The organism is Streptomyces sp. NPDC006739, assembly GCF_042869815.1.
Taxonomy (GTDB): Bacteria; Actinomycetota; Actinomycetes; order Streptomycetales; family Streptomycetaceae; genus Streptomyces.
This window is the reverse complement of the sequence record NZ_JBIAGM010000001.1, coordinates 363,216-386,879: the sequence shown is the minus strand read 5'-3', so window position 1 is coordinate 386,879 and position 23,664 is coordinate 363,216. Positions and strand designations below refer to the sequence as shown.

20 protein-coding genes and 1 pseudogene are annotated in these 23,664 nt (G+C 71.2%); 14 read left to right on the top strand and 7 right to left on the bottom strand.

Translation table 11 applies throughout. From position 1 onward, the window contains the following. Window positions 1-158: 158 nt before the first annotated feature. From ACFYMM_RS01790 to ACFYMM_RS01780, 3 genes are read left to right on the top strand one after another with little or no spacing between them, the layout of a single operon-like run. On the top strand, window positions 159-1,427 hold the full coding sequence (locus ACFYMM_RS01790) for a glycosyltransferase (RefSeq protein ID WP_388382773.1): 1,269 nt from the start codon (window positions 159-161) through the stop codon (window positions 1,425-1,427). Further along, complete coding sequence (locus ACFYMM_RS01785; RefSeq protein WP_388382770.1) at window positions 1,424-3,076, top strand: ArnT family glycosyltransferase; 1,653 nt, start codon at window positions 1,424-1,426, stop codon at window positions 3,074-3,076. Before ACFYMM_RS01790 ends, ACFYMM_RS01785 begins: the two co-directional genes overlap by 4 nt. Then, window positions 3,073-5,496 (top strand): galactose oxidase-like domain-containing protein, encoded by a 2,424-nt coding sequence (locus tag ACFYMM_RS01780; RefSeq protein ID WP_388382768.1) that lies wholly within the window; start codon window positions 3,073-3,075, stop codon window positions 5,494-5,496. Before ACFYMM_RS01785 ends, ACFYMM_RS01780 begins: the two co-directional genes overlap by 4 nt. Here ACFYMM_RS01780 and ACFYMM_RS01775 read toward each other — a convergent pair. After that, the gene (locus tag ACFYMM_RS01775) at window positions 5,493-6,224 is read right to left on the bottom strand and encodes a Mut7-C RNAse domain-containing protein (RefSeq protein WP_388382766.1); all 732 of its coding nucleotides are present in this window, start codon (window positions 6,222-6,224) and stop codon (window positions 5,493-5,495) included. The genes ACFYMM_RS01780 and ACFYMM_RS01775 overlap by 4 nt on opposite strands. A gap of 51 nt (window positions 6,225-6,275) precedes the next feature. Next, window positions 6,276-6,989: a hemolysin III family protein gene (locus ACFYMM_RS01770; protein WP_388382764.1), complete on the bottom strand. Its 714-nt coding sequence runs from the start codon at window positions 6,987-6,989 to the stop codon at window positions 6,276-6,278. Between the two features lie 296 nt (window positions 6,990-7,285). On the opposite strand from ACFYMM_RS01770, the gene ACFYMM_RS01765 reads away from it, so the two are divergent. Then, on the top strand, window positions 7,286-9,109 hold the full coding sequence (locus tag ACFYMM_RS01765) for a phosphoenolpyruvate carboxykinase (GTP) (RefSeq protein ID WP_388382762.1): 1,824 nt from the start codon (window positions 7,286-7,288) through the stop codon (window positions 9,107-9,109). A gap of 190 nt (window positions 9,110-9,299) precedes the next feature. Here the strand turns inward: ACFYMM_RS01765 and ACFYMM_RS01760 are convergent. Both ACFYMM_RS01760 and ACFYMM_RS01755 read right to left on the bottom strand, forming a co-directional pair. Continuing rightward, window positions 9,300-9,701, bottom strand: a pseudogene (locus ACFYMM_RS01760) (hypothetical protein); the annotation flags it as partial. Between the two features lie 89 nt (window positions 9,702-9,790). Next, window positions 9,791-11,002: a pyridoxal phosphate-dependent aminotransferase gene (locus ACFYMM_RS01755; RefSeq protein WP_388382760.1), complete on the bottom strand. Its 1,212-nt coding sequence runs from the start codon at window positions 11,000-11,002 to the stop codon at window positions 9,791-9,793. A gap of 126 nt (window positions 11,003-11,128) precedes the next feature. On the opposite strand from ACFYMM_RS01755, the gene ACFYMM_RS01750 reads away from it, so the two are divergent. Then, window positions 11,129-11,356, top strand: coding sequence for a hypothetical protein (locus ACFYMM_RS01750; protein WP_388382758.1), 228 nt, complete (start codon window positions 11,129-11,131; stop codon window positions 11,354-11,356). 129 nt (window positions 11,357-11,485) lie between these two features. Continuing rightward, the gene (locus ACFYMM_RS01745; protein ID WP_388382757.1) at window positions 11,486-12,334 is read left to right on the top strand and encodes a trypsin-like serine peptidase; all 849 of its coding nucleotides are present in this window, start codon (window positions 11,486-11,488) and stop codon (window positions 12,332-12,334) included. A 3-nt stretch (window positions 12,335-12,337) separates the two neighbouring features. Here ACFYMM_RS01745 and ACFYMM_RS01740 read toward each other — a convergent pair whose 3' ends face one another. Both ACFYMM_RS01740 and ACFYMM_RS01735 read right to left on the bottom strand, forming a co-directional pair. After that, window positions 12,338-13,951, bottom strand: a complete 1,614-nt coding sequence (locus ACFYMM_RS01740; RefSeq protein ID WP_388382755.1) for an amidohydrolase family protein — start codon at window positions 13,949-13,951, stop codon at window positions 12,338-12,340. A 37-nt stretch (window positions 13,952-13,988) separates the two neighbouring features. Next, a complete protein-coding gene (locus tag ACFYMM_RS01735; RefSeq protein WP_388382753.1) occupies window positions 13,989-15,278 on the bottom strand; it encodes an alanine racemase in 1,290 nt (429 codons plus the stop codon). Between the two features lie 136 nt (window positions 15,279-15,414). On the opposite strand from ACFYMM_RS01735, the gene ACFYMM_RS01730 reads away from it, so the two are divergent. The 4 genes from ACFYMM_RS01730 to ACFYMM_RS01715 all read left to right on the top strand — a co-directional run bounded on the left by ACFYMM_RS01730 (window position 15,415) and on the right by ACFYMM_RS01715 (window position 18,271). Further along, entirely contained in the window at window positions 15,415-16,446 is a 1,032-nt protein-coding gene (locus ACFYMM_RS01730) for a sugar kinase (RefSeq protein WP_388382751.1), read from the top strand. Then, complete coding sequence (locus tag ACFYMM_RS01725) at window positions 16,443-17,207, top strand: IclR family transcriptional regulator (protein WP_388382749.1); 765 nt, start codon at window positions 16,443-16,445, stop codon at window positions 17,205-17,207. The genes ACFYMM_RS01730 and ACFYMM_RS01725 overlap by 4 nt, the downstream gene beginning before the upstream one ends. After that, the gene (locus tag ACFYMM_RS01720; RefSeq protein WP_388382747.1) at window positions 17,204-17,614 is read left to right on the top strand and encodes a RidA family protein; all 411 of its coding nucleotides are present in this window, start codon (window positions 17,204-17,206) and stop codon (window positions 17,612-17,614) included. The genes ACFYMM_RS01725 and ACFYMM_RS01720 overlap by 4 nt, the downstream gene beginning before the upstream one ends. 69 nt (window positions 17,615-17,683) lie before the next feature. Beyond that, complete coding sequence (locus ACFYMM_RS01715) at window positions 17,684-18,271, top strand: hypothetical protein (protein WP_388382746.1); 588 nt, start codon at window positions 17,684-17,686, stop codon at window positions 18,269-18,271. A gap of 55 nt (window positions 18,272-18,326) precedes the next feature. Here the strand turns inward: ACFYMM_RS01715 and ACFYMM_RS01710 are convergent, their stop codons facing one another. Further along, entirely contained in the window at window positions 18,327-20,018 is a 1,692-nt protein-coding gene (locus ACFYMM_RS01710; RefSeq protein WP_388382744.1) for a chitinase, read from the bottom strand. A gap of 326 nt (window positions 20,019-20,344) precedes the next feature. Here ACFYMM_RS01710 and ACFYMM_RS01705 point away from each other — a divergent pair, with 326 nt between their 5' ends. From ACFYMM_RS01705 to ACFYMM_RS01690, 4 genes are all read left to right on the top strand, one after another. Next, a complete protein-coding gene (locus ACFYMM_RS01705; RefSeq protein WP_388382742.1) occupies window positions 20,345-21,205 on the top strand; it encodes a hypothetical protein in 861 nt (286 codons plus the stop codon). A 106-nt stretch (window positions 21,206-21,311) separates the two neighbouring features. After that, window positions 21,312-22,013 (top strand): Flp pilus assembly protein CpaB, encoded by a 702-nt coding sequence (cpaB, locus tag ACFYMM_RS01700; protein ID WP_388382740.1) that lies wholly within the window; start codon window positions 21,312-21,314, stop codon window positions 22,011-22,013. A gap of 12 nt (window positions 22,014-22,025) precedes the next feature. Next, window positions 22,026-23,273 (top strand): CpaE family protein, encoded by a 1,248-nt coding sequence (locus tag ACFYMM_RS01695; protein ID WP_388382738.1) that lies wholly within the window; start codon window positions 22,026-22,028, stop codon window positions 23,271-23,273. Between the two features lie 6 nt (window positions 23,274-23,279). Then, window positions 23,280-23,663 carry a TadE/TadG family type IV pilus assembly protein gene (locus ACFYMM_RS01690; protein WP_388382736.1) on the top strand — a complete coding sequence of 128 codons (384 nt, stop codon included), beginning with the start codon at window positions 23,280-23,282 and terminating at the stop codon, window positions 23,661-23,663. Window position 23,664: the final 1 nt, after the last annotated feature.

The following is a 23,664-nucleotide window of genomic DNA, read 5'->3' as shown; positions in this document are numbered from 1 at the left end:
TGTTCGGAGAGATACCGCTTTCCGACCCAGCGTTCCGAAACATACTATTTATCAGAACGGCGCCCTTGATTCACAGATCCCCCCTAGTCTCTCCACAGTGCCGCGGCGGGGGTAACTCCCCGCCGCGACAGGGGGATTTGGGATCTGGGGGGATCTGTTTGCTGACGTCTGTCCTCATCGCCGCCGTTTCACTGGCCCTGTTCTGGATGGCGGCCTTCACGCTCTGGTGGCAGATGCACGCGTGGCGCACGCCCGAAGTGCTCGCCTCCACCCGCTTCGGCCGGCCCGAGGGGAACGAACAGCTGTCGTTCTCCCTGCTGTTGCCGGCCCGGCACGAACAGGCCGTGCTGGACCACACCGTCCAGCGACTGCTCCGGTCCACACACACCGACTTCGAGATCATCGTGATCGTCGGACACGACGACCCCGAGACCACCGCCGTGGCCGAACGGGCCGCCGAACGCGACCCGCGCGTCCGGGTCGTCGTCGACACCCATGAGAAGAAGAACAAGCCCAAGGCCATGAACACGGCTCTGCCGCACTGCCGCGGCGACGTCGTCGGGGTCTTCGACGCCGAGGACCAGGTCCATCCGGAACTGCTCGCCCACGTCGACCACGCCTTCCGCACCACCGAGGCGGACGTCGTGCAGGGCGGCGTCCAGCTCATCAACTTCCACTCCAGCTGGTACAGCCTGCGCAACTGCCTGGAGTACTTCTTCTGGTTCCGCTCGCGGCTCCATCTGCACGCGCAGAAGGGGTTCATCCCGCTCGGCGGCAACACCGTGTTCGTGCGCACCGAGGTCCTCAGGGAAGCGGACGGCTGGGACCCGAACTGCCTCGCCGAGGACTGCGACCTGGGCGTCAGGCTCTCCAGCGTCGGCAAGAAGGTCGTCGTCGCCTACGACTCCGACATGGTCACCCGCGAGGAGACCCCCGGCTCCCTGATGTCGCTGCTCAAACAGCGCACCCGCTGGAACCAGGGCTTCCTCCAGGTCTACCGGAAGAAGGACTGGCGCCAACTGCCGGGCTTCGGCCGGCGGCTGCTCGCCCGCTACACCCTGATGACCCCGTTCCTGCAGGCCTTCTCCGGTGTGATCATCCCGCTCAACGCGGCCGCCGCGCTCTTCCTCGACGTCCCCGTCGGCGTCGCCTTCCTCACCTTCCTGCCGCTGGTCACCGCCGCCGTCACCTTCGTCTTCGAGGTGGTCGGACTGCACGACTTCGGCAAGCAGTACGGGCTCCGTGTCCGCTTCGTCCACTACGTGAAGCTCGTTCTCGGCGGCCCCTTCTACCAGGTCCTCCTCGCCGGGGCCGCGATCCGCGCCGTATGGCGCGAGCAACGCGGCCGCAACGACTGGGAGCTGACCACTCACGTCGGCGCGCACCTCACCGCGGCCGAGACGATCCGAGAGGACGTTCCTGCGTGACCTCCACTCTTCCCGCGGTGACCGCTCCCGAGGTCCCCGCGCAGCCCCGGCCTGCGCCCACAACCCGTTCGACCGGTCGAACGGACCCGCCGGTGCGGCTCCGCTCCTCGCGCCCGGACCTTCTCCTGTGCGGCGCCCTGCTGGTGACCATCCTCGTGGTCCAGGGCTGGAACATCGCCGACTATCCGACCCTCGGCGACGACGAGGGCACCTACCTCGCCCAGGCCTGGGCGGTCCAGCAGGGCAGAGGCCTGGCCCACTACACCTACTGGTACGACCACCCGCCGCTCGGCTGGATCCAGATAGCCCTGGCCACCTGGATCCCCTCCGCGCTCCACCCCGGCGCGATGACCGTCGCCTCGATGCGCGCGGTGATGCTGCTGGTCAGCGGTGTCAGCGCGGTCCTGGTGTACGTCCTTGGACGGCGGCTGTCGCTGCCCCGCTGGGCGGCCGGCCTCGGCATGGCCCTCTTCGGTCTCTCCCCGCTCTCCGTGGTGCTCCAGCGGGAGATCTTCCTCGACAACATCGCCGTGATGTGGCTGCTGCTCGCGTTCTGCCTCGCCGCCTCGCCCAGCCGCCACCTCTGGCACCACTTCGGTGCCGGACTCGCCGCCGCCGCCGGCGTGCTCACCAAGGAGACGATGCTCGTCGTCCTGCCCGCCCTGTTCGTCACCATGTGGCGCAACAGCCACCGCGACACCCGCAAGTTCGCCCTCACCGGAGCCGTCACCGCCTGCCTCCTGATCGGCTGCTCGTACCCCCTCTTCGCCCTGCTGAAGGGCGAGTTGCTGCCGGGCGCCGGGCATGTCTCGCTCTGGGACGGCATCACGTACCAGATGTCGAGGCCGGGTTCCGGCTTCATCCTCGACCGGGCGTCGGGCTCCTGGGCCGTGCTCCACTCCTGGCTGTACTACGACCGTGTGCTGCCCCTCGGCGGCCTCGCCGCGGCCCTTCCGCTGCTGGCCGCCCGGCGCTGGTCCGGCACCGCCCGCGCACTGGCCGGACCGGCCCTGACCGTGGCGATCCTGGCCGCCGTGGCCATGCGCCCGAACGGCTATCTGCCCGCCATGTACGTCATCGGTGCGCTGCCCTTCCTCGCCCTGGTCCTGGCCGGTGCCGCCGCCTCCCTGACCCGCGCGGTCCTGCGCGGACGGCGCGCGGAGAACGAGCGGCGGTACGTCACCGGGGGGCGGTACGCCCTCGCCGCGGTGCTGGCCGTCGCCGCCGGCGCCTACGTCGTACCGCACTGGTACGACGGCGACCGCACCGCCGTCACCGCCGACGCCAACGCGCCCTACCGCGAGGCGTCCCACTGGCTCGGCAGCGAGGTGCCCGACCCGAAGGGCACCCGCGTCCTGGTCGACGACGCCCTCTGGCTGGACCTGGTCCACGAGGGGTACCGGCCCGGGCTGGGCGCCATCTGGTTCTACAAGGCGGACCTCGACCCGGCGGTGAGCCGGACCATGCCGCACGGCTGGCGGGACGTCGACTACGTGGTCGCCTCGCCGACCGTGCGCCGCGACGCCCGCGACCTGCCCACCGTACGGGCCGCCATCCAGCACTCCACCCCGGTCGCCACGTTCGGCACCGGCCCCGACCGCATCGAGATCCGGCAGATCCGCGACACCGGTCCGGGAGGCGGGCGATGAGCGGCCGGGAGAGGCACACCCGCACGTACCGCAGAAGTGCCGCGCTGGCCGGGGCGGGGGCCCTGACCGCCGGGCTCCTGCTGACCGCCCCCCAGCCCGCCGAGGCCGCCAACCTGGTCAAGAACCCCGGATTCGAAACGGCCGGCACGGACGGCATGCCGTACTGCTGGGAGAAGTCCGGCTGGGGCGACAACGACTTCACCTTCGCCACCACCTCCGACGCCCACTCCGGCGCCGAGGCCATGAAGGTCACGCTCACCCGCCGCGCGGACGGCGACCGCAAGGCGCTGATCACCGAGTCGGCCGCGTGCGCACCGGTGGTGACGGCGGGCAAACAGTACGACCTGTCGCTCTGGTACAAGTCGACCACGCCCGACACCGCCGTCACCCTCTTCCGGCACGACGCGACGGCCGGCTGGCAGTACTGGACCGACCTCAAGACCCTGGACATGGCGGCGGGCTGGACGCCGGCCTCGGTCCGCACCCCCGAGGTCCCGGCCGGCACCGACCGGATCACCTGGGGCGTCTCGGTCTACGGCACCGGCTCGGCCACCACCGACGACTACACGATGGAGCAGGTGCCCGACACCGTCCCGCCGCCGCCCTGCACCGGCACCGCGCAGCAGTGCGCGGACGGCAGCTGGTCGGTGCTGCCGACCCAGAACCCGGTCCGCTCCATGCACTCCGTGGTCCTCGACGACGGCAAGGTGCTGCTGATCGCCGGATCCGGCAACAGCGAGGAGAACTTCGCCGCCGGCTCCTTCACCTCCGCCGTCTACGACCCGGCCGACGGCACCTACAAGGTCATCCCGACCCCGAAGGACATGTTCTGCTCCGGGCACGTCCAGCTCCAGGACGGCCGCGTGCTCGTGATGAGCGGCAACAAGGCGTACCCGGTCGCGGGCGGGCACGGCTACGAGGGGTTCAAGGACTCCTACGTCTTCGACCCGAAGACCGAGACCTACAGCAGGACCAACGACCTCAACGACGGCCACTGGTACCCGTCGGCGACCGAGCTGGGCAACGGCGACGTCGTCTCCTTCGGCGGGCTGCGCGAGGACTCGACGGGCTCGGTGACGGCCGAGTACTGGTCGGACGCCCAGCAGAAATGGCTCGCGCTGTCACAGGTCCACCAGACCTGGTCCTACTGGGGCCTTTACCCGTCGATGATCCTGATGCAGGACGGCCGGCTCTTCTACTCCGGCAGCCATGTCTTCGGCAACAACATCCCGGGCACCGGATCGGCGATCTACGACTACGACGCCAACACCGTCACCCAGATCCCGGGTCTGCGGAACAAGGACGAGCGGGACCAGTCGGCCAGCGTGCTGCTGCCGCCCGCACAGGACCAGCGGGTGCTCACCATCGGCGGCGGCAACATCGACTCCAACCCGGACGCCAACCGCCTGACCGACCTCATCGACCTCAAGCAGGCCAGCCCCTCCTACGTCGCCGGGCCGCCGCTCCCGCAGGGCACCGTCGACCTCGGCAACGGGCCGGTGGCCGAGACCGGCGACCAGGGCAAGATGTACGTCTCCGCCGTCCTGCTGCCCGACGGCAAGGTGCTGGAGACCGGCGGCGCGCTGCACAACCGAGCCGACCCGGTCCACGAGTCCTCGCTCTACGACCCCGACAGCGACACCTTCGACCCGGTGGCCGCCGACCCCGAGGCCCGCGGCTACCACTCCTCGGCGTTCCTGCTGCCCGACGGCCGGGTGATGGCCACCGGCGACAACCCGGGCAACGGCACCTGGAACCACAACGTGTCCATCTACACCCCGCCCTACCTCTACCGGGGCGCCCGCCCGACGATCACCTCACTCATCGACACCGAGTGGAAGTACGGCGACACCCAGCGGATCACCGTCGACCGGCCCATCGCCAAGGCCGAGCTGATCCGCCCGGCGGCCGTGACCCACTCCTCCGACCCCAACCAGCGCTTCGTCGACCTGCCGCTCTCGGTGGACGGTGACAACGTCGACCTCAACGTGACGAGCAACCCCGATCTGGCCCCGCCCGGCTGGTACATGCTCTTCGCCGTCGACGCGAACGGGGTTCCCTCGGTGGCCAGGTGGGTGCACCTGCAAGGGCCGGCCGCGCTCGGCGCCTCCGACGCCACCGCGCACGTCCACTCCTTCGCCGACTCCCCGCAGGGCAAGGTCTCCGGGCCCGGCGGGAAGCGGACGTCGCAGCCGGTCGGCCCCACCATCTCCGGCTGCGACCGGCACTACGGCTCGGTCAACGTCTGCGTCCCGACCGTCTTCCCGCCCGGGGTCGGCAGGACGACGGCGGCCCGCTGCGGCTGGCTGAAACGGAACCAGTACGGCCGCCTGAAGGTCGACGGCGGTGACGATCCCCTCGGCCTGGACCCCGACCGGGACGGTGTGGCCTGCGGAAAGGGCGACCTGACACAGCGCTAGCCGCGGTCGGCGGACTCCGCCAGGGCGCGTTCCACGATGGCCTCCAGCTGATCGTGGTGCGCGCCCTTCCAGTACGCCCGGCCGCACTCGGCGCACTGCGCGAAGACGTCGTACGAGCGGTGGGTGCCGTGCTTGAGCTGATCCGCCACCTCGTCCTTGGTGGCCTCCCTGAGCAGGCCGTTGCAGGCGGTGCAGCGGGTCCAGGGGCGCAGTTCGGGGGCGAAGCGGCCGAGGATGTCGCGCAGCTGCTCCTCGGGGCGGGTGCTGTAGACGTAGGCGCCGGCCCACAGTTCGCGGCGGCGCAGCAGACCCCGGTCGCGGCTGAGCATGACCCGCTGCTCGGCCGCCGAACGCGCGGCCAGCGCCGGGTCCCCGATGTCCGTCGACTCGTACGCCGTGTCCACGCCGAGCAGGCGCAGTCGGCGGGCCAGGGTGCCGAGGTGGACGTCGAGGAGGAAGCGCAGGGGCGCGCCGGGGACGGACTGGGGGCGCTCGACCTCGTGGACGGTCACGTGCTCGCCGGCGGCCGGGACGTACGAGACCGGGACCTCCTGGCCGTCCACGACCAGCGCGCCGACCTCGGTCAGCGGGATGCCGAGGGACTCGACGGCATGGCCGAGCGTGGAGACGCCGTCCGTGGTGAGCGCGGTGGCGCCCTGGCGCCGGGCGGGCGCCACGAACAGCCCGAGGCCGGGGGCGACCTGGACGTGGATCTCGGGGCCGTTCATCCGGGCGGTCCGTTCCGCAGCATGCTCATGGGGCCATTGTCGGGCACATGGTCAGCCGTGCTGGTAGGCCACCAGCGAGATCCCGACGTAGTGGACGACGAAGGCGGCGAGGGTCAGCGAGTGGAAGACCTCGTGGAAGCCGAACCAGCGCGGTGAGGGGTTGGGCCGCTTGATGCCGTAGATCACGCCGCCGGCGCTGTAGAGGAGTCCGCCCACGACCACCAGGACGAGGACCGCGATCCCGCCGGTGCGCATGAAGTCGGGCAGGAAGAAGACGGCCGCCCAGCCCATCGCGATGTAGCAGGGGGTGTAGAGCCAGCGCGGGGCGCCGACCCAGAAGACGCGGAAGACGATGCCTGCCGCGGCCGCGCCCCAGACGCTCCACAGCAGCCACTGTCCCTTGGCTCCCGGCAGCAGCAGCATGGTCAGCGGCGTGTAGGTGCCCGCGATGATCAGGAAGATGTTCGCGTGGTCGAGTCTGCGCAGCACACCGTCCATGCGGGGGCTCCAGTCGCCCCGGTGGTAGAGCGCGCTGACGCCGAACAGCAGGCAGGCGGTCAGGACGTAGATCCCGCAGGCTATGCGGCCACGGGTGGAGTCGGCGAGGGCGGTGAGCACCAGGCCCGCGATGAGCACGGCCGGAAACATGCCGAGGTGCAGCCAGCCGCGGAGCTTGGGTTTGACCGGATGCGGCAGGGAGAGCGCGACGGGACCGCGGCCGGCGGCCGGCGGGTCCGTGGGCGCATCGGGGACGGACGCAGTCATTGGGGCATGGTACCGACGCCACCGTAAGTCATGCGTGAGTGTCCCGCTGTGACCTGCCCGAACGCAAAAAGTCCTTCAGCTGAACCCAACGTGGACGCAAAAAATCACGGAAACCGTGGGATTCCTCACGCTGCTCACCTGTGACCTCCTCTGGACAGATGGGCACTCGCATCGCAGGATCAAATGAGTGCGGTCGGCACCGGATGAGCGGCTACGAAGCATCCGGGTCGCAGCCCCCACGGGGCCAAGGAACAATCCCTGACAAGGGAAAAAAAATCCCTCACTTAGGAGCAATCGTGGCGCGCGACATCGCGGCTCCCTCCGTCGTTCCCACCCACCACCAGGAACTCGTCTCCTGGGTCAACGAGATCGCCGAACTGACGCAGCCGGACAACGTGGTCTGGTGTGACGGATCCGAGGCCGAGTACGAGCGACTGTGCGAGGAGCTCGTGGCCAAGGGCACCTTCAGGAAGCTGGACCCGATCAAGCGCCCGCACTCCTACTACGCCGCCTCCGACCCGACCGATGTCGCGCGGGTCGAGGACCGTACGTTCATCTGCTCCGAGCGCGAGCAGGACGCCGGCCCCACCAACCACTGGAAGGCCCCCGACGAGATGCGGGAGATCTTCCAGGGCGAGAAGGGCCTGTTCCGGGGCTCGATGCGGGGGCGCACGATGTACGTCGTGCCGTTCTGCATGGGACCGCTGGGATCGCCGCTGTCGGCGCTGGGCGTGGAGATCACCGACTCCGCCTACGTCGCCGTGTCGATGCGCACGATGACGCGCATGGGGCAGCAGGTGCTCGACGAACTCGGCGACGAGGGCTTCTTCGTCAAGGCCGTCCACACCCTCGGCGCCCCGCTGGAGCCCGGCCAGGACGACGTCCCCTGGCCCTGCAACTCGACGAAGTACATCTCGCACTTCCCCGAGAGCCGCGAGATCTGGTCGTACGGCTCCGGCTACGGCGGCAACGCGCTGCTCGGCAAGAAGTGCTACGCCCTGCGCATCGCCTCCGTCATGGCGCGCGACGAGGGCTGGCTCGCCGAGCACATGCTGATCCTCAAGCTGACCCCGCCGCAGGGTGAGTCCAAGTACGTGGCCGCCGCCTTCCCGAGCGCCTGCGGCAAGACCAACCTCGCCATGCTGGAGCCCACGATCTCCGGCTGGACCGTGGAGACCATCGGCGACGACATCGCCTGGATGCGCTTCGGCGAGGACGGCCGTCTGTACGCCATCAACCCCGAGGCCGGTTTCTTCGGCGTCGCGCCCGGCACCGGTGAGCACACCAACGCCAACGCGATGAAGACGCTGTGGGGCAACGCGGTCTTCACCAACGTCGCCCTCACCGAAGACGGCGACGTGTGGTGGGAGGGCATGACGGAGGAGCCGCCGGCCCGTCTGACCGACTGGAAGGGCAACGACTGGACGCCCGCCTCCCAGACGCCGGCCGCCCACCCCAACGCCCGCTTCACCGTGCCGGCCGCGCAGTGCCCGATCATCGCGCCGGAGTGGGAGGACCCCAAGGGCGTGCCGATCTCGGCGATCCTGTTCGGCGGACGCCGTGCGAGCGCGGTGCCGCTGGTGACGGAGTCCTTCGACTGGAACCACGGCGTCTTCCTGGGCGCCAACGTGGCCTCCGAGAAGACCGCCGCCGCCGAGGGCAAGGTCGGCGAGCTGCGCCGCGACCCCTTCGCCATGCTGCCGTTCTGCGGCTACAACATGGGCGACTACATGGCCCACTGGATCGACGTGGCCAAGGACAAGGACGCGGCCAAGCTGCCGAAGATCTACTACGTCAACTGGTTCCGCAAGAACGACGAGGGCAAGTTCGTCTGGCCCGGCTTCGGCGAGAACAGCCGTGTCCTGAAGTGGATCGTCGAGCGTCTGGACGGCAAGGCCGAGGGCGTCGAGACCCCGATCGGCATCCTGCCGGCCAAGGCCGCCCTGGACACCAAGGGCCTCGAACTGTCCGAGTCCGACCTGGACTTCCTGCTCACGGTGGACAAGGAGATCTGGCGCGAGGAGGCGGCGCTGGTCCCCGAGCACCTCAACACCTTCGGCGACCACACCCCGAAGGAGCTGTGGGAGGAGTACCGGGCACTGGTGGAGCGCCTCGGCTGACCACCTGACCGGTCGCACCGGGGAGGCTGTGGCTCCCGGTCCGCGCGTCGCTGCGGGTGCACGCGGACCGGGGCCGTTCGATGGGCCGGTGCTATCCGGCGGTGGTGCTCAGCTCGGGCGAGGGCGAGGACGAGGGCGAGGGCGAGGACGAGGCGGCCGGGGAAGCCGGGGCCGTCGGCGAGGACGGCTGCTGGGACTGGGCCGCCGCGTGGGCGTCCATCCGCTCGGCCGCCAGGATCGCCGCCGCCGTGTCCGCCCGGGAGGCGGCGACCACCAGGGCGCGCCCGGCCAGGGCGTGCGCCCTGCGGTGCAGGGTCTGCGGGGCGTCGACGGCGGGGAGGGACGCGCGGGCCGGCGTACGCCCGCCGCGCAGCCGGGTCACCTGCCCGGCGAGGCGTTCGGCGGCCGTCTCCAGGTCGGCGGAGGGGGTCAGCGCGCGCAGCTCGTCCGTGACGGCGAGCAGGGCCGCGAGGTGTCCGGCGAGCTGGATGTCCAGCTCCTCCTCGCGCGAGCGGTGCGGGAAGTCGGAGGTGCTGGGGGTGCCGCCGGCCATCGTGCTGCGGACCGACTTGGTGTGGATCGGTTCGTACATGGGGGATGGCCTCCTGTGCTCTGACAGGAAGCCATCCTAGCTTGGATTCCGTCTAAAGTTGAGTGCGGTCGCGGATTGTGCTCCGTTGACTACGGCTGGCCGTATCCGTCGAGGAAGTGTCCGATCCGGGTCACCGCGTCCCGCAGGTCCCCGACCGTCGGCAGGGTGACCACCCGGAAGTGGTCGGGTTCCGGCCAGTTGAAGCCGGTGCCCTGGACGACCATGATCTTCTCCCGGCGCAGCAGGTCCAGGACCATCTGCCGGTCGTCCTTGATCTTGAAGACCTTCGGGTCCAGGCGCGGGAAGAGGTAGAGCGCCCCCTTCGGCCGTACGCAGCTGACACCCGGGATCCGGGTGAGCAGCTCGTAGGCGACGTCCATCTGGTCCTTGAGCCGTCCGCCCGGCAGCACCAGGTCGTTGATCGTCTGGCGTCCGCTGAGCGCGGCGACGACGCCGTGCTGGCCCGGCATGTTCGCGCACAGCCGCATGTTGGCCAGGATGGTCAGGCCCTCGATGTAGGAGTCGGCGTGGGAGCGCGGGCCGGAGATCGACACCCAGCCGACGCGGTAGCCGGCCACCCGGTAGGCCTTCGACATGCCGTTGAAGGTGAGGGTGAGCAGGTCCGGGGCGACCTTCGCGGTCGGGGTGTGCGTGGCGCCGTCGTAGAGGATCTTGTCGTAGATCTCGTCGGAGCAGACCAGCAGGTTGTGGCGGCGGGCGATGTCGGTGAGCCCCCTGATCATCGCCTCGTCGTAGACGGCACCCGTGGGGTTGTTCGGGTTGATGATGACGATCGCCTTGGTGCGGTCGGTGACCTTCCGCTCCACGTCCGCGAGGTCGGGCATCCAGTCGGACTGCTCGTCGCAGCGGTAGTGCACGGCCGTACCGCCGGAGAGGGAGACGGCGGCGGTCCACAGCGGGTAGTCGGGGGCCGGTACGAGGACCTCGTCCCCGTCGTCCAGCAGTCCCTGCATCGCCATCACGATCAGCTCGGAGACGCCGTTGCCGATGAAGACGTGTTCGACGTCCGTCTCGATGCCGAGGGTCTGGTTGTGCATGACCACCGCCCGGCGGGCGGCCAGCAGGCCCTTCGCGTCGCCGTACCCGTGCGCGGAGGAGACGTTGCGGAGGATGTCCTCCAGGATCTCGGGCGGGCACTCGAAGCCGAACGCCGCCGGGTTGCCCGTGTTGAGCTTCAGGATGCGGTGACCGGCCGCCTCGAGCCGCATCGCCTCCTGGAGCACCGGGCCCCGGATCTCGTAACAGACGTTGGCGAGCTTGGTCGACTGGATCACCTGCATGTCCGTGAGCTTACGGCCCGGTAACGCACCCCGGGCCGTGTTTTCCACCACGTGAGACACCGCGTTTTGGGTTGTTGTCGCCGGTAGCTGTCTCATCAGCCACTTGCGTCTCTGGAATTCGCCGCCATGTCCACCCCACGTGAGGACGGAGGCGGGGCGTACGGCGCGCACGGGGCGGGCGACGCTCCCGCGGGTCCGCCGAACGTCTGCCAGCCGCAGGCGGCCACTGCCCCGGTCTACGAGGAGTACGCCGACCCCACTGCCACCTCCGCACCCGTCGGCGCGGTGAGTCACCCCGGCCGGGGCCACGGCGCCACCAAGCGACCCAAATGGCTTGCGCGCAAAGTAAGTTGAACCGCGCGGGCAAGCCGTTCGCATACAAGTCCTTGCTCAACCGCACCCCTCTCATGAGAATGTCCATGACAAGACGGACGGGCGACCGGAAGATCTCCGGTCGCTCACGTCCGCAGAGGGGACCCCCACATGAACAAGCCTCTCCTTGCCGCGCTCTCCGCCCTGGCCATCGCCGGGTTCGGCGCGGCACCGGCGGTCGCGGCGCCCCAGGCCGGAACGGTCAAGGCGCCCGGGGCCAAGGCGGTGACCGTCAACTTCGCCGGTACCGTCTCGCTCAGCAACTGCTCCGGCTCCGTCATCCGCTTCCCCAACTCCGCGGACACCGACCCGGCGCTCGTGCTGACCAACGGCCACTGCCTGGAGACGGGCTTCCCGGGCCCCGGCGAGGTCATCACCGGCCAGTCCTCCAGCCGTAGCTTCGGCCTGCTCAACTCCTCGGGCTCCAGAATCGGCACGCTAAGGGCCAACCAGGTCGTCTACTCGACCATGACGGACACCGACGTCACGATCTACCGCACCACCACCACCTACGCGGCGATCAAGAACTCGTACGGCATCAGCCCGCTCACCGTGAGCGCCACGCACCCCGTCGCCGGCAGCGCGATCAAGGTCGTCTCCGGCTACTGGAAGACCATCTACAGCTGCAACGTCGACGGGTTCGTGTACCGGCTGAAGGAGGGCGACTGGACCTGGAAGGACTCCGTCCGCTACACCTCCGCCTGCAACACCATCGGCGGCACCTCGGGCTCCCCCGTGATCGACACCACCACCGGCCAGGTCGTCGCCGTCAACAACACGGGCAACGAGGACGGCGAGCGCTGCACCGAGAACAACCCCTGCGAGGTCGACGCGAACGGCACCGTGACCGTCCGCCAGGGCATCAACTACGCCGAGGAGACCTACCTCATCCCGGCCTGCTTCACCACCGGCAACAAGCTGGACCTCACCCTCAGCGGCTGCACCCTGCCCAGGCCGTAGCGCTCACGCCCAGGGAGTGCGGCGCACCGACCGCCCCGCAAGTACGTCGGTGCGGCGGCCGTCCTCGATCACGAACCGGCCGTCGACCAGCACGTAGGGGATGCCGACGGGCAGCGCGCGGGGCCGCTCGAAGGTGGCCCCCGCCGCGACCGTCCCGGGGTCGAACAGGACCAGGTCGGCGCGGTAGCCCTCGCGCACCAGCCCGCGGTCCGGCAGACGCAGCCGGGCCGCGGGCCGCGCGGTGAGGTGCGCGACGCACTCCTCCAGCGAGAGCACCCCCAACTCCCGCACATAGTGGCCGAGATAGTGCGGGAAGGTGCCGTAGGCGCGCGGATGCGGCTTGGCGCCCTGGAGGATGCCGTCCGAGCCGCCGGTGTGCGCGCGGTGCCGCATGATCGTACGGACGTTCTCCTCGTGGCCGACGTGCTGGAGGATCGTCGGGCCCAGCCGGTCCTCGACCAGCAGTCGGCGGACGGTCGTCCAGGGGTGCTCGCCGCGCAGCTCGGCGGACTCCCGGACGGTACGGCCGACGTGGTCGGCGAGGGCCGGGTCGGTGACGCCCGAGATCTCGACGGTGTCCCAGTCGACGGGCACCCCGTGGCAGCCGTCGGAGCCGCTCACCTCGAGATCGTGCCGGATCCGCTCGGCCGTCCCCGGGTCGGCCAGCCGGGCGAGGATCTCCGGGGGGCCGCCCTCGCCCGCCCAGCCGGGCAGCAGCGCCGCCAGCGTCGTGCAGCCCGGCGTGTAGGGATAGGTGTCGAGGGTGATGTCCGCGCCCTGTGCGACGGCCTTGTCGAGGAGGGCGAGCAGCTCGGGCGCCCGGCCCTCGTTCACCCGGAAGTTCATGGTGGCGTGGGCGAGGTGCAGCGCAACGCCCGCCTCGCGGGCGAGGGCCACCATCTCCTCGTACGCCTCCAGGGCGCCCGCCCCGTAGGAGCGGTGGTGCGGGCAGTAGTAGCCGCCGTAGGACGCCACCACCCGGCACAGCTCGGTGAGTTCGGCGTTCCCGGCGTACCTGCCGGGGGTGTAGGTGAGCCCGGAGGACATGCCGACGGCGCCCTGCTCCAGGCCCTCCGCGACCAGCCGCCGCATACGGTCCAGCTCCCGGGGCGTGGCCGGGCGGTCCTCCCAGCCGACGGCGAGGGCCCGGACCGTGCCCTGCGGGACCAGGTAGGCCGCGTTCACGGCGACGCCCCTGTCCAGCCGGTCCAGGTACTCGCCCACCGACCGCCAGTCGAAGTCGATGTCGTCGCCGTACCCGTTCCAGCCGGTGATCGCCTGGCGCACCTGTGCCAGCGTACGGTCGTCGACGGGCGCGTACGACAGCCCGTCCTGGCCCAGGACTTCGAGGGTCACCCCCTGCGCGGCCTTCGCGCTGTGCTCGGGGTCGCGCAGCAGCGCCAGGTCGGAGTGGGCGTGCATGTCGATGAAGCCGGGGGAGAGGACCAGGCCCTCGGCGTCCAGCTCCCGCACGGCACGCGGGCGCAGACAGCCCGCCGCCGCGGCCTCCTTCACGATCGAGACGATCCGGCCGCCGTCGACCACGACGTCGGCGCGGTACGAGGGTTCCCCGCTGCCGTCGACGACGTCCGCGTCCCGGATGACGAGCTGCTCCACGAGCCTGGCCTCCTGTCCTCCCTGGCGTGCGGACTGTCTAGAAGAACGTGCGGACGTATTCCACGACCGTGCCGTCGGCCTCGGCCACCGGGATCAGCTGCCACTTGTCGAAGATCGTGCAGGGGTGGGACAGGCCGAGGCCGACCCAGTCACCGACCTCCAGGTCCGCCTCCGGTGCCGTACGCAGCCAGGTGTGCTGGTCGGACAGGCCGGTGACCTCGATGCCGGTGGCCGGGCGTTCGGTACCGTCCCGCCGCACCACCTGGGCCATGGGCAGGTCCAGGTCGTGGGCCGCGTCCCGCTTGCCCGCGTTGGTGAAGGCCTGCTCGGGAGAGGGGCGGGAGACCACCTGCGACCAGAGGCGGAAAGCGGGTTGCAGGGCGCCCTCCTCGGGGACGCGGCCGAAGGGGGTCAGCCTCCGGTAGTGCCCGTCGTCGTGCGAGACGTACGCGCCCGAACGCAGCAGCCTCAGCACGGGGACGGAGAGTCCGGGCAGCTCGGCGAAGACGTCGGCGACCGCGTCGAACCAGGCGCTGCCGCCCGCGCTCACCACGATCTCGTCCGTCCCGGTGAACCGCCCGGCCTTGTCGAGGTCCACGGCCAGCGCCACCAGCCGCCGCAGATACGCCCGCACCCGCTCGGGATCGGCGCGCGGCACCTCGCCCTCGTAGCCCGCGACGCCGACGAGCCGCAGGTGCTCCGCGCGGGCCACGGCGTCCGCGACCGCCGCGCCCTCGGCCTCGGTGCGCACGCCGGTCCGGGCGCCGTCGCCCGCGGCCAGCTCGATCACGACGTCCACCGGGCGGGCGGCGCTCCGCAGGGCCGCGTCCATCAGCTCGGCGCCGCGCACCGAGTCGACGTAGCAGACGAAACGGAAGGAGGGGTCGGCGGCCAGTTCGGCGGCGAGGCGGCGCAGGGCGGCCGCGTCCACCAGCTCGTTGGCCAGGAAGATCCGTCCGAACCCGAACGCCCGGGCCACCCACACCTGGTGCGGCACCGCGAGGGTGATGCCCCACGCGCCCCGTGCGAGCTGGCGTTCGAAGAGCTGTGGGGCCATGGAGGTCTTGCCGTGCGGCGCGAAGGCGAGGCCGTGGCGGGCGGCGTACGCCTCCATCAGCGCCAGGTTGTGCCCCAGGCGCTCGGCGGAGAGGACCAGGACGGGTGTCGCGAAGCCGCCGGTGAACAGGTTGCGGCGCTGGGCGGCCAGCTCGGCGACGGTCAGGCCGGCGGCGTCCGGGGGCAGGCCCTTGAAACGGTGGTCGACACGTTCCTCGGCGAGCCGGGCGAGCGCCTCGGTGCTTGTCGCGGTACCGGCTTCGCTGGCCATGTCCCCTCCTGGTCTCCCGAGATCGTTGCATATTCTGCAACGGTCGTTGCGCATATCGCTCACCGCTGTCTAGCATCTCGGCCGTCGGGGGTCAACGAAGCCGCCGCCCCCGCCCGAACGAGGAGCCACGACCATCGTGAACCCCGAGGTCGTCGATGTCGTCACGCTCGGCGAGTCCATGGTCGCCTTCCTGCCGACCCGCCCCGGCCGCCTCGCCGACGTCCCCTCCTTCGACCGCGCCATCGGTGGCGCCGAGTCCAACGTGGCCTGCGCGCTGGCCGCCGCCGGGCACGGGGCGCGCTGGGTCAGCCGGGTCGGCGCGGACGGCTTCGGCGACCATCTGGTGGAGACGGTCGGCTCCTACGGCGTGGACGTCAGCGCCGTACGACGCGACCCGGAGCGGCCGACCGGCGTCTACTTCCGCACGGCCGGCGACCGCTCCACCGCCGCGCACGAGGTGGCGTACTACCGGGCCGGCTCGGCGGCCTGCGCGATGTCACCGGCACGGGTCGACCTCGACGCGGTACGCGCCTGCCGGGTGCTGCACCTGTCGGGCATCACGGCGGCGCTGTCGGCCGGCTGCCTGGACCTCGTGCGGACCCTGCTGGCCCCCGGCGCCGGCCGCCCACCGCTCGTCTCCTTCGACGTCAACCACCGTCCGGGCCTGTGGGGCCGCGCGACCGGGGCGGAAGTCCTGCTGGACCTGGCGCGGACGGCGGACCTCGTGTTCCTGGGAGACGACGAGGCCCAGGCGGCCTGGGGGCTCGGGGGCGACCCGGAGACGGTCCGGGCGGCCCTGCCGGAGCCGGAGGTCCTGGTCGTCAAGCAGGGGGCGCGCGGGGTGACGGTGTTCGAACGGGGCGCGGAACGCGGCACCTTCGTGCCCGCCCTCAGGGTCGACGCCGTGGCGGCGGTCGGCGCCGGGGACGCCTTCGCCGCCGGCTTCCTCTCCGGCACCCTGCGCGGGCTCCCCCTCGCCGACAGGGCCCGGCACGGCCACCTCATGGCGGCCGCCGCCCTCACCGCCCCCGGCGACCTCGCCCCGCCCCCGGCCCGCGACCACGCCGACCGGCTGGCGGCCCTCGACGACGACGCGTGGGGCAGACTTCGGCTCGGCCCCGGCTGGACGCGAGCCGAGCAGGCCCCCCAGGAGGCGATCACCCCATGAGCCAGACCGTCGACCGCGCGCTGAGCATCCTGCCGCTGCTCGCCGAGGGCCCCGCCGACCTCGGCCAGGTCGCCGACCGGCTCGGCGTGCACAAGTCCACCGCCCTGCGCCTCCTGCGCACCCTGCACGAGCACGGCCTCGTCTACCGCCAGTCCGACCAGCGTTACCGGCTGGGCGCCCGCCTGTTCGCCCTGGCCCAGGAGGCGATGGAGAACCTCGACATCCGCGAGATCGCCCACCCCCACCTCGTCCGCCTCAACGAACAGTGCGGGCACACCGTCCACCTCGCCGTGTACGAGGAGGGCGAGGTGCTGTACATCGACAAGGTGGAGAGCCGGTACCCCGTACGGATGTACTCGCGGATCGGCAAGCCGGTCGCCATCACCGTCGCGGCCGTCGCCAAGCTGCTCCTCGCCGACCTGCCCGAGCCCGAGCGCCGCGCCCTCGCCGAACGGCTCGACTACCCCCTGTACACGGCCCGTTCCACCCCCGACGCCCCCGCCTTCGTACGGGAGTTGGAGAAGGTGCGCGAACAGGGCTGGGCCACCGACCTCGGCGGCCACGAGGAGTCCGTCAACTGCGTCGCCGCCCCCGTCCGCGACGCCCACGGAAGGGTCGTCGCCGCGATGTCGGTCTCCGCGCCGAACGTCGTCGTCACCGCCGGCCAACTCCTCACCCTGCTCCCGCTGGTGCGCCGTACGGCGGATGCGATCAGCGGCGAGTACTCCGGCAGAACCCCAGGGAAGGACATCTCCGCATGACCGAGAAGACCGCGCTCACCCCGAAGACTCACACGGCTCCGCCCGCGCGGTTCTCGCACGGGGTGAGGAAGGGGAACATCCTCCAGGTCGCCGGGCAGGTCGCGTTCCTCCCGGCCGAGGAGGGCAGGCCCCGCGCGCTCGTCGGCCCGGGCCTGCGTGAACAGACCCGCCAGACCCTCGACAACGTCAAGGCGGTCCTCGACGAGGGCGGCGCCTCCTGGGAGGACGTGATGATGATCCGCGTCTACCTCACGGACACCGACCACTTCGCCGAGATGAACGAGATCTACAACACCTACTTCGACGAGCAGGCCCTCACCCAGCCGCCGGCCGCCCGCACGACCGTGTACGTCGGCCTTCCGGCCGGCCATCTCGTCGAGATCGACGCCCTGGCCGTCCTCGGCTGACGCGGATGTGAAAGGCGGGCCGGCCGGGCTGGCTGGTTCTGGCACAGGTATGTCGTCCATACTTCCGCCGTGGAGCAGCGCATAGGATCGAGCAGCCAGCCCCTGAAGGGCGAGCCCGTGACGGGCGCCGGATTCGACCCGGCCTTCATCCCCGGGCTCACCTCACCGGCGAGCCCGGAGCCGGCGGACGCCAAGCCGGACGATGTCGAGCCGGACGATCCCCGGCCGGAGGACGCCGAGGGTTCGGCGGACGCGGCGCCGGCCGCGGGGACGGCACCGCGAGAGCCTGCGAAGGAAGCCGCCGAGGCGGCCGTCGACGCCGAAGAGGCCGACGCCGACGCCGGGTCGGACGACGCGGACGACGCCCCGCAGGGCCCCGTCTTCGAGGCCGCCGACCGACGCGCCAGGATCGTCGCGGACCGCAAGGGCGTACGCCTGAGCCTCGACGAGGAGGCCTGCGAGTTCGGCTGGGACGAGATCGGCGCGATCGAGACCGAGTCACCGCGCTTCGGCAAGCGGTTCACCATCACGGTGCACACGCCCGAGAGGCGCTGGTACCCGATCGAGATCGAGGCGACGTCCAGGGCCCGCTTCCAGGAGTGGGAGGAACAACTGGACGCGGTGCTGGACGCGTACTTCGAGGAAGACGCCGGCTGAGGGGCGCGGCGGGGGCGGTCCCGGATCTCCCGCCCCCGTCGCACCCCGGCCTCACCTACGGCAGCCCGTGCACGTGCGCCCCGACCGCACTCGACCAGGCGTTCCCCGAAGCCGCGTCCCAGTTCGTCGACCAGGTCATCGCGCCCCGTAGCCCGGGGTACGTCTTCGACGGCTTGAAGGATCCGCAGCCCGTGCCCCTGGTCAGGCAGTCCAGCGCGTTGTCCAGCACGGCCGGCGACACGTACCCGCTGCCCGCCGCGCTCGTCGACGCCGGCAGGCCGAGGCCCACCTGGGACGGGGACAGGCCGCCCTCCAACTGGACGCAGGCCAGGGCCGTGAGGAAGTCCACCGTGCCCTGGCTGTACACCTTGCCGTCGCAGCCCAGCATCGAACCGCTGTTGTAGTACTGCGTGTTGACGACCGTGAGGATGTCCTTCAGGTTCAGGGCCGTCCGGAAGTAGGTGTTCGACGTCGACTGCATGTCGATCGTCTGCGGTGCCATCGTGAGCACGAGCGAAGAGCCCGCCTTGGCCGACAGCGACCGCAGCGCCTGGGTCATGTACGTGGCGTTCAGCCCGTTCTCCAGGTCGATGTCCACGCCGTCGAAGCCGTACGTCCGCATCAGCGAGTACACCGAGTCCGCGAAGTTCGCCGCCGAGGCCGGGTCGCTCACCGACACCGTGCCGTTCTGGCCGCCCACCGAGACGACGACCTTCTTCCCGGCCGCCTGCTTCGCCCTGATGTCCGCCTTGAACTGGTCGACGGTGTAACCGCCGAGGCCCGCCGAGTCCAGGTTGAAGGTGACGGCGCCGGGCGTCGTCGTCGCGTCCGCGAACGCCACGGCGATGATGTCGTACGCCGAGGGCACGTCGGAGAGCCGCTGGACGGTCGCCCCGTTGTCGAAGTTCTGCCAGTAGCCCGTCACGGCGTGCTTCGGCACCGAACCCCCGCCTCCGCTGCCGCCGGACGCCGTCGTCGCCGTCACCGCCGCCGACCTCGCCGACTCGCCCGCCGAGTTCGTCGCCGTCACCTGGAAGGAGTACGAGGTCGAGGCGGCGAGGCCGGTCACCGTCGCCGAGGTGCCCGTCACCGTCGCCACCTCGGTGCCGTCCCGGTAGACGCCGTAGCCCGTCGCGCCCGACACCGCGGCCCAGGACAGCGACACGGACGACGACGTCGTACCGGACACGGACAGGCCGCCGGGCGCGGCCGGGACCGTGGGAGCCGGGTCGCCGCCACCGCCGCCGTCCGGGCCGTACACGGACACGTCGTCCGCGTAGTAGGCCGCCTGGGCGTACCAGCCGTGCGTGTACACCGTCACCGAGGTCGTCGAGGACCCGGTCGTGAAGCTCGTCGACAGCTGCTTCCAGGAGGACGAGTCGGGCGTCCAGGCCGACACGTCCGTGGTGCCGGTGCCCGTCACGCCCAGGTACGCGTACCCGCCCTGCACCCAGGCGCTCAGCGTGTACGTCGAGTTCGGCTTCACGGCCACCGTCTGGGTGCACTGAGCGTCGTCCTGCCCGGCCGGGGTCGCCTTCAGCGCGGCCGTGCCGCCGTGCACCGGCGAGGAGACCGTCGTGCCGCTGCCCGCCGAGCAGGTCCAGCCGGCCAGGCCCGACTCGAAGCCGGCGTCGCGCACGTTGTTGACGTCCGCCGCGGACGCCGGGGCGGCGGCGAGCCCCGCCACGGTGAGGGCGAGGGCGGCGGCAGCGGACCACATCGGGATCCGCCGTCTGCGTCTGGGCATGCCTGGTACGCGGTCCACTGGGACCTCCGGGTGGGGAGTCGGGGAGGGGGAGAGGGGTGAGACGGCGGCCACCGCCGCGACTCCCAAGTTGGTCCAGACCAATCACCCTGTCAAGAGGTCCAGGCCGACCCGGGGAGAAAGCCGTTGCTCAACCTGTCCCGGTTTGACGGGACTTGTGCAACGGCAGTTCCCGACGAGCTACACAAACGCTGTTCTCCGGTCATACGGCCGTGGTTACAGTGCTCAGGTAGTCACGCAATGAAGTCGTCCCGGCGCAGCGGAGCAACACCGGTGGGCCGACGGGTGGGAAGAGCGGGGAGCTGCGCGTGCCAACTGCCATTGCCGTGACGAGCGCCGACCTGGCGCTGCCGCCGCAGGACGAACGCACCATGCCCGCGGCCGTCCTGCGCGACCTCGACACCCGGCCCCTGGAAGACGCCCTCGGCGAACTGCACGCCCTCGTCGAGCAGCACGGGTACGTGATCGTCCTGTGCCCCCAGGCCGTGCCCCCGAGCGTGGTGCGGCGCCTGTACACCCTGCGGGCGCTCATGGAGAGTGACCGGATCGCCCTCTTCCGGCCCGAGCTGCCCCCGCTCGGCATCGCCGTGCTCGCCCGCCAGTTGCGCCAGCTCGCCTCCTGCGACCTGAGTCCCGGGGTGCTGGCCTCCGCCGGACGGCTGCTCACCCACTACATCCACGCCGGCGCCGTCCTCGGCACCGTGGCCAAGCTCGACCGGGTGCCCGTGGGCCTGAAGGCGCACGCCAAGTCCTGGGTGCCGGGCAGCCAGTTCGCGGTGCTCGCCCATCCCGAACCGCAACTCGTGCGGATCACCCCCGACGCCACCCTGAAGGGCCCCGAGTTCAGCACCTGGATGCTGGTCGCCAAGGGGCAGCTGCAGTCCGAGTGGACCGGCACCCTCGCCAAGGCCTGGAACGTGCACGGGCTGCGCGAGACCCCGCTCCCCGGTGAGTCGCCGGCCTGGTGGGGGACGGCCAAGGTCGTCGAGTTCTGCAGCTATCTCGCCGACCTCTCGGTGCTCTACCAACTGGTCACCTCGGTACGGCAGACCAGCTGCCACTGGTGCGGCATCGACGTCCTCGGCGACCGCTGCGTCTTCTGCTCCGCCGGCCCGCCGGTCTACGAGCCACCCGCGCCCCGGGCCCTGGAGCAACGCACGCCCGCCTGAGACCCGGGGCCGGAGGCGCGGGCCCGCCACCCGCCGACCGGCCCCGCACCGCCACCGCTCGCTCACTGCCCGCTCGACCGATTCCCCCAATGAGGTTGCACGGTTCATGAACTCCCGTCAGCGCCGAGGCGTGATACTCCTGATCCTGTCGGCCCTGTGCGCGCTCGGCGCCTTCGCCGGCGTGCTCTCCGTCATCGACGACGCGAAGTCCAAGGTCGGCCCCGAGGTCACCGCGTACCAGGTGCAGTCCGACGTGGCGCCGTACACCGCGCTGACCCCGGATCAGTTCCAGAAGATCAGGATGCCGAAACGGTGGCTGTCGTCCAACGCGGTCACCAGCCTCGCCGGCATCCAGGGCAAGATCGCCGTGACCACCCTGCGCAAGGGATCGCTGCTCCAGAGCGACATGATCGTCGACCAGCCGGCGCTCCAGGCGGGCCAGCAGGAGGTCGCCATCATGATCGACGCGGCCACCGGCGTGGCGGGCAAGATCACCCCCGGCTCCCGGGTCAACGTCTACGCCACCTTCCAGGGCAGACGGGACGGCGACCCGAACCAGTCGAAGATCATCGTGACCGACGCCCGGGTCCTCGACGTCGGCAAACTCACCTCCCTGGACCCCGACAACAAGAACCAGCAGCCCACCCAGGCCGTCCCCATCACCTTCGCGCTGTCCACCCTGGACGCCCAGCGCCTCACCTACGCCGAGTCCTTCGCCCAGCGGGTCCGGCTGGCGCTGGTCGCGCCCGGCGGCGAGACCACCGTCCCGGACAAGGACCGCACCTACGAACTCTCGACGGACAAGTGAGAGGCGGCCCGCATGCCCATCAGGATCCTCCCCGCCGTCGCGGACCCGGACGCCGTCCGCTCCCTCACCACCCTGCTCAGCCAGCTCCCGGACGCCGAACCGGTCACCCCGGTCACCGACTCCACCCAGCTCGTCGACACCCTCGCCCGGCTCGCCGCCGAGTCGGTCGACGAACTGCCCGAGGTCGTCGTCGTCCATGAGCGCATCGGCCCGGTCCCCGCGCTGGAGCTGATCCGCGAGGTCGCCCTGCGCTTCCCGGCCGTCGGCGTCATCCTCGTCACCACCGACGCCGGCCCCGCCCTGTTCGCCGCCGCCATGGACTCCGGCGCCCGCGGCCTGGTCTCCTTCCCGCTCGGCTACGAGGAACTGGCCGGCCGCGTCCAGGCCGTCGCCCAGTGGTCCACGGGCGTACGGCGCCATCTCGGCCACGGCGCCGAGACGGCCGGCGGCGTGGGCGGCACCGTCGTCACGGTCAGCGGCGCCAAGGGAGGCGTCGGCACCACCCTGACCGCCATCCAGCTCGCCCTCGCCGCCCAGGCCTCGGGCCGGGCCACCGCACTGGTCGACCTGGACCTGCAGACCGGCGACATCGCCTCCTACCTGGACGTCCAGTTCCGCCGCTCGGTCGCCGACCTGGCCGGCATCACCGACATCGCCCCGCGCGTCCTCGCCGACGCCGTCTTCCGCCACGACACCGGCCTCGCCCTGCTCCTCGCCCCCGGCGACGGCGAGCGCGGCGAGGAGGTCACCGACCGCGCCGCCCGCCAGATCATCGGCGCGCTGCGCTCCCGCTACGAGGTCGTCGTCGTCGACTGCGGCGCCCAGCTCAGCGGGGCCGGCGCCACCGCCGTCGAGATGGCCGACACCGCCCTGCTGCTGACCACCCCCGACGTGGTCTCGGTACGGGCCGCCAAACGCACCGTGCGGATGTGGGACCGGCTGCAGATCCGCAAGGCCGAGGGGACCACGGTCGTCGTCAACCGTCACACACGGGCCACCGAGATACAGCCCGCGCTCATCCAGCGCATCACCGGCACCGCGCTGGCCCGCACCGCCGTACCCGCCAACTTCAAGGAACTCCAGGGCGTCGTGGACGCCGGGCGCATCCACGAACTCGACGGCAGGAGCACGGTGAAACAGGCCCTGTGGGCCCTCGCGGGCGAACTCGGCCTGGTCCGGGCCGCCGAGAACTCCCACCGCGCCGGCGGCCGGCCGCGCGGCGACCGCGGGCCGGTGACCTTCAGGCGCCGGAAGGAGTGAAGACCGATGAGAGGGGCCGTCCGGGACGACCGGGGCCAGGTCAGCATCGAGTTCCTCGGCATGACACCGCTGATCGTCCTGACCCTGGTGCTGATGTGGCAGTGCGTGCTGGTGGGGTACACCTTCACGCTCGCCGGGAATGCTGCCGACGAAGGGGTGCGGGCGGGGACGGCGGTGCCGCGGGGGGAGCGGTTCGGCGTCTGCCGACAGGCCGCGCTGAAGGACCTGTCCGAGGCGTGGAGGGGCGGTGCCACGGTGGAACGCTGCGACGGAACCGGCTATGTGACCGCGGTCGTCGCCCTCAAGGTGCCCGTGCTCTTCCCGGGCTCGATCGACTTCCCCGTCACGGTGCGCGGCCACGCCGGCGCCGTGGAGGAGGTGAAGCACTGAG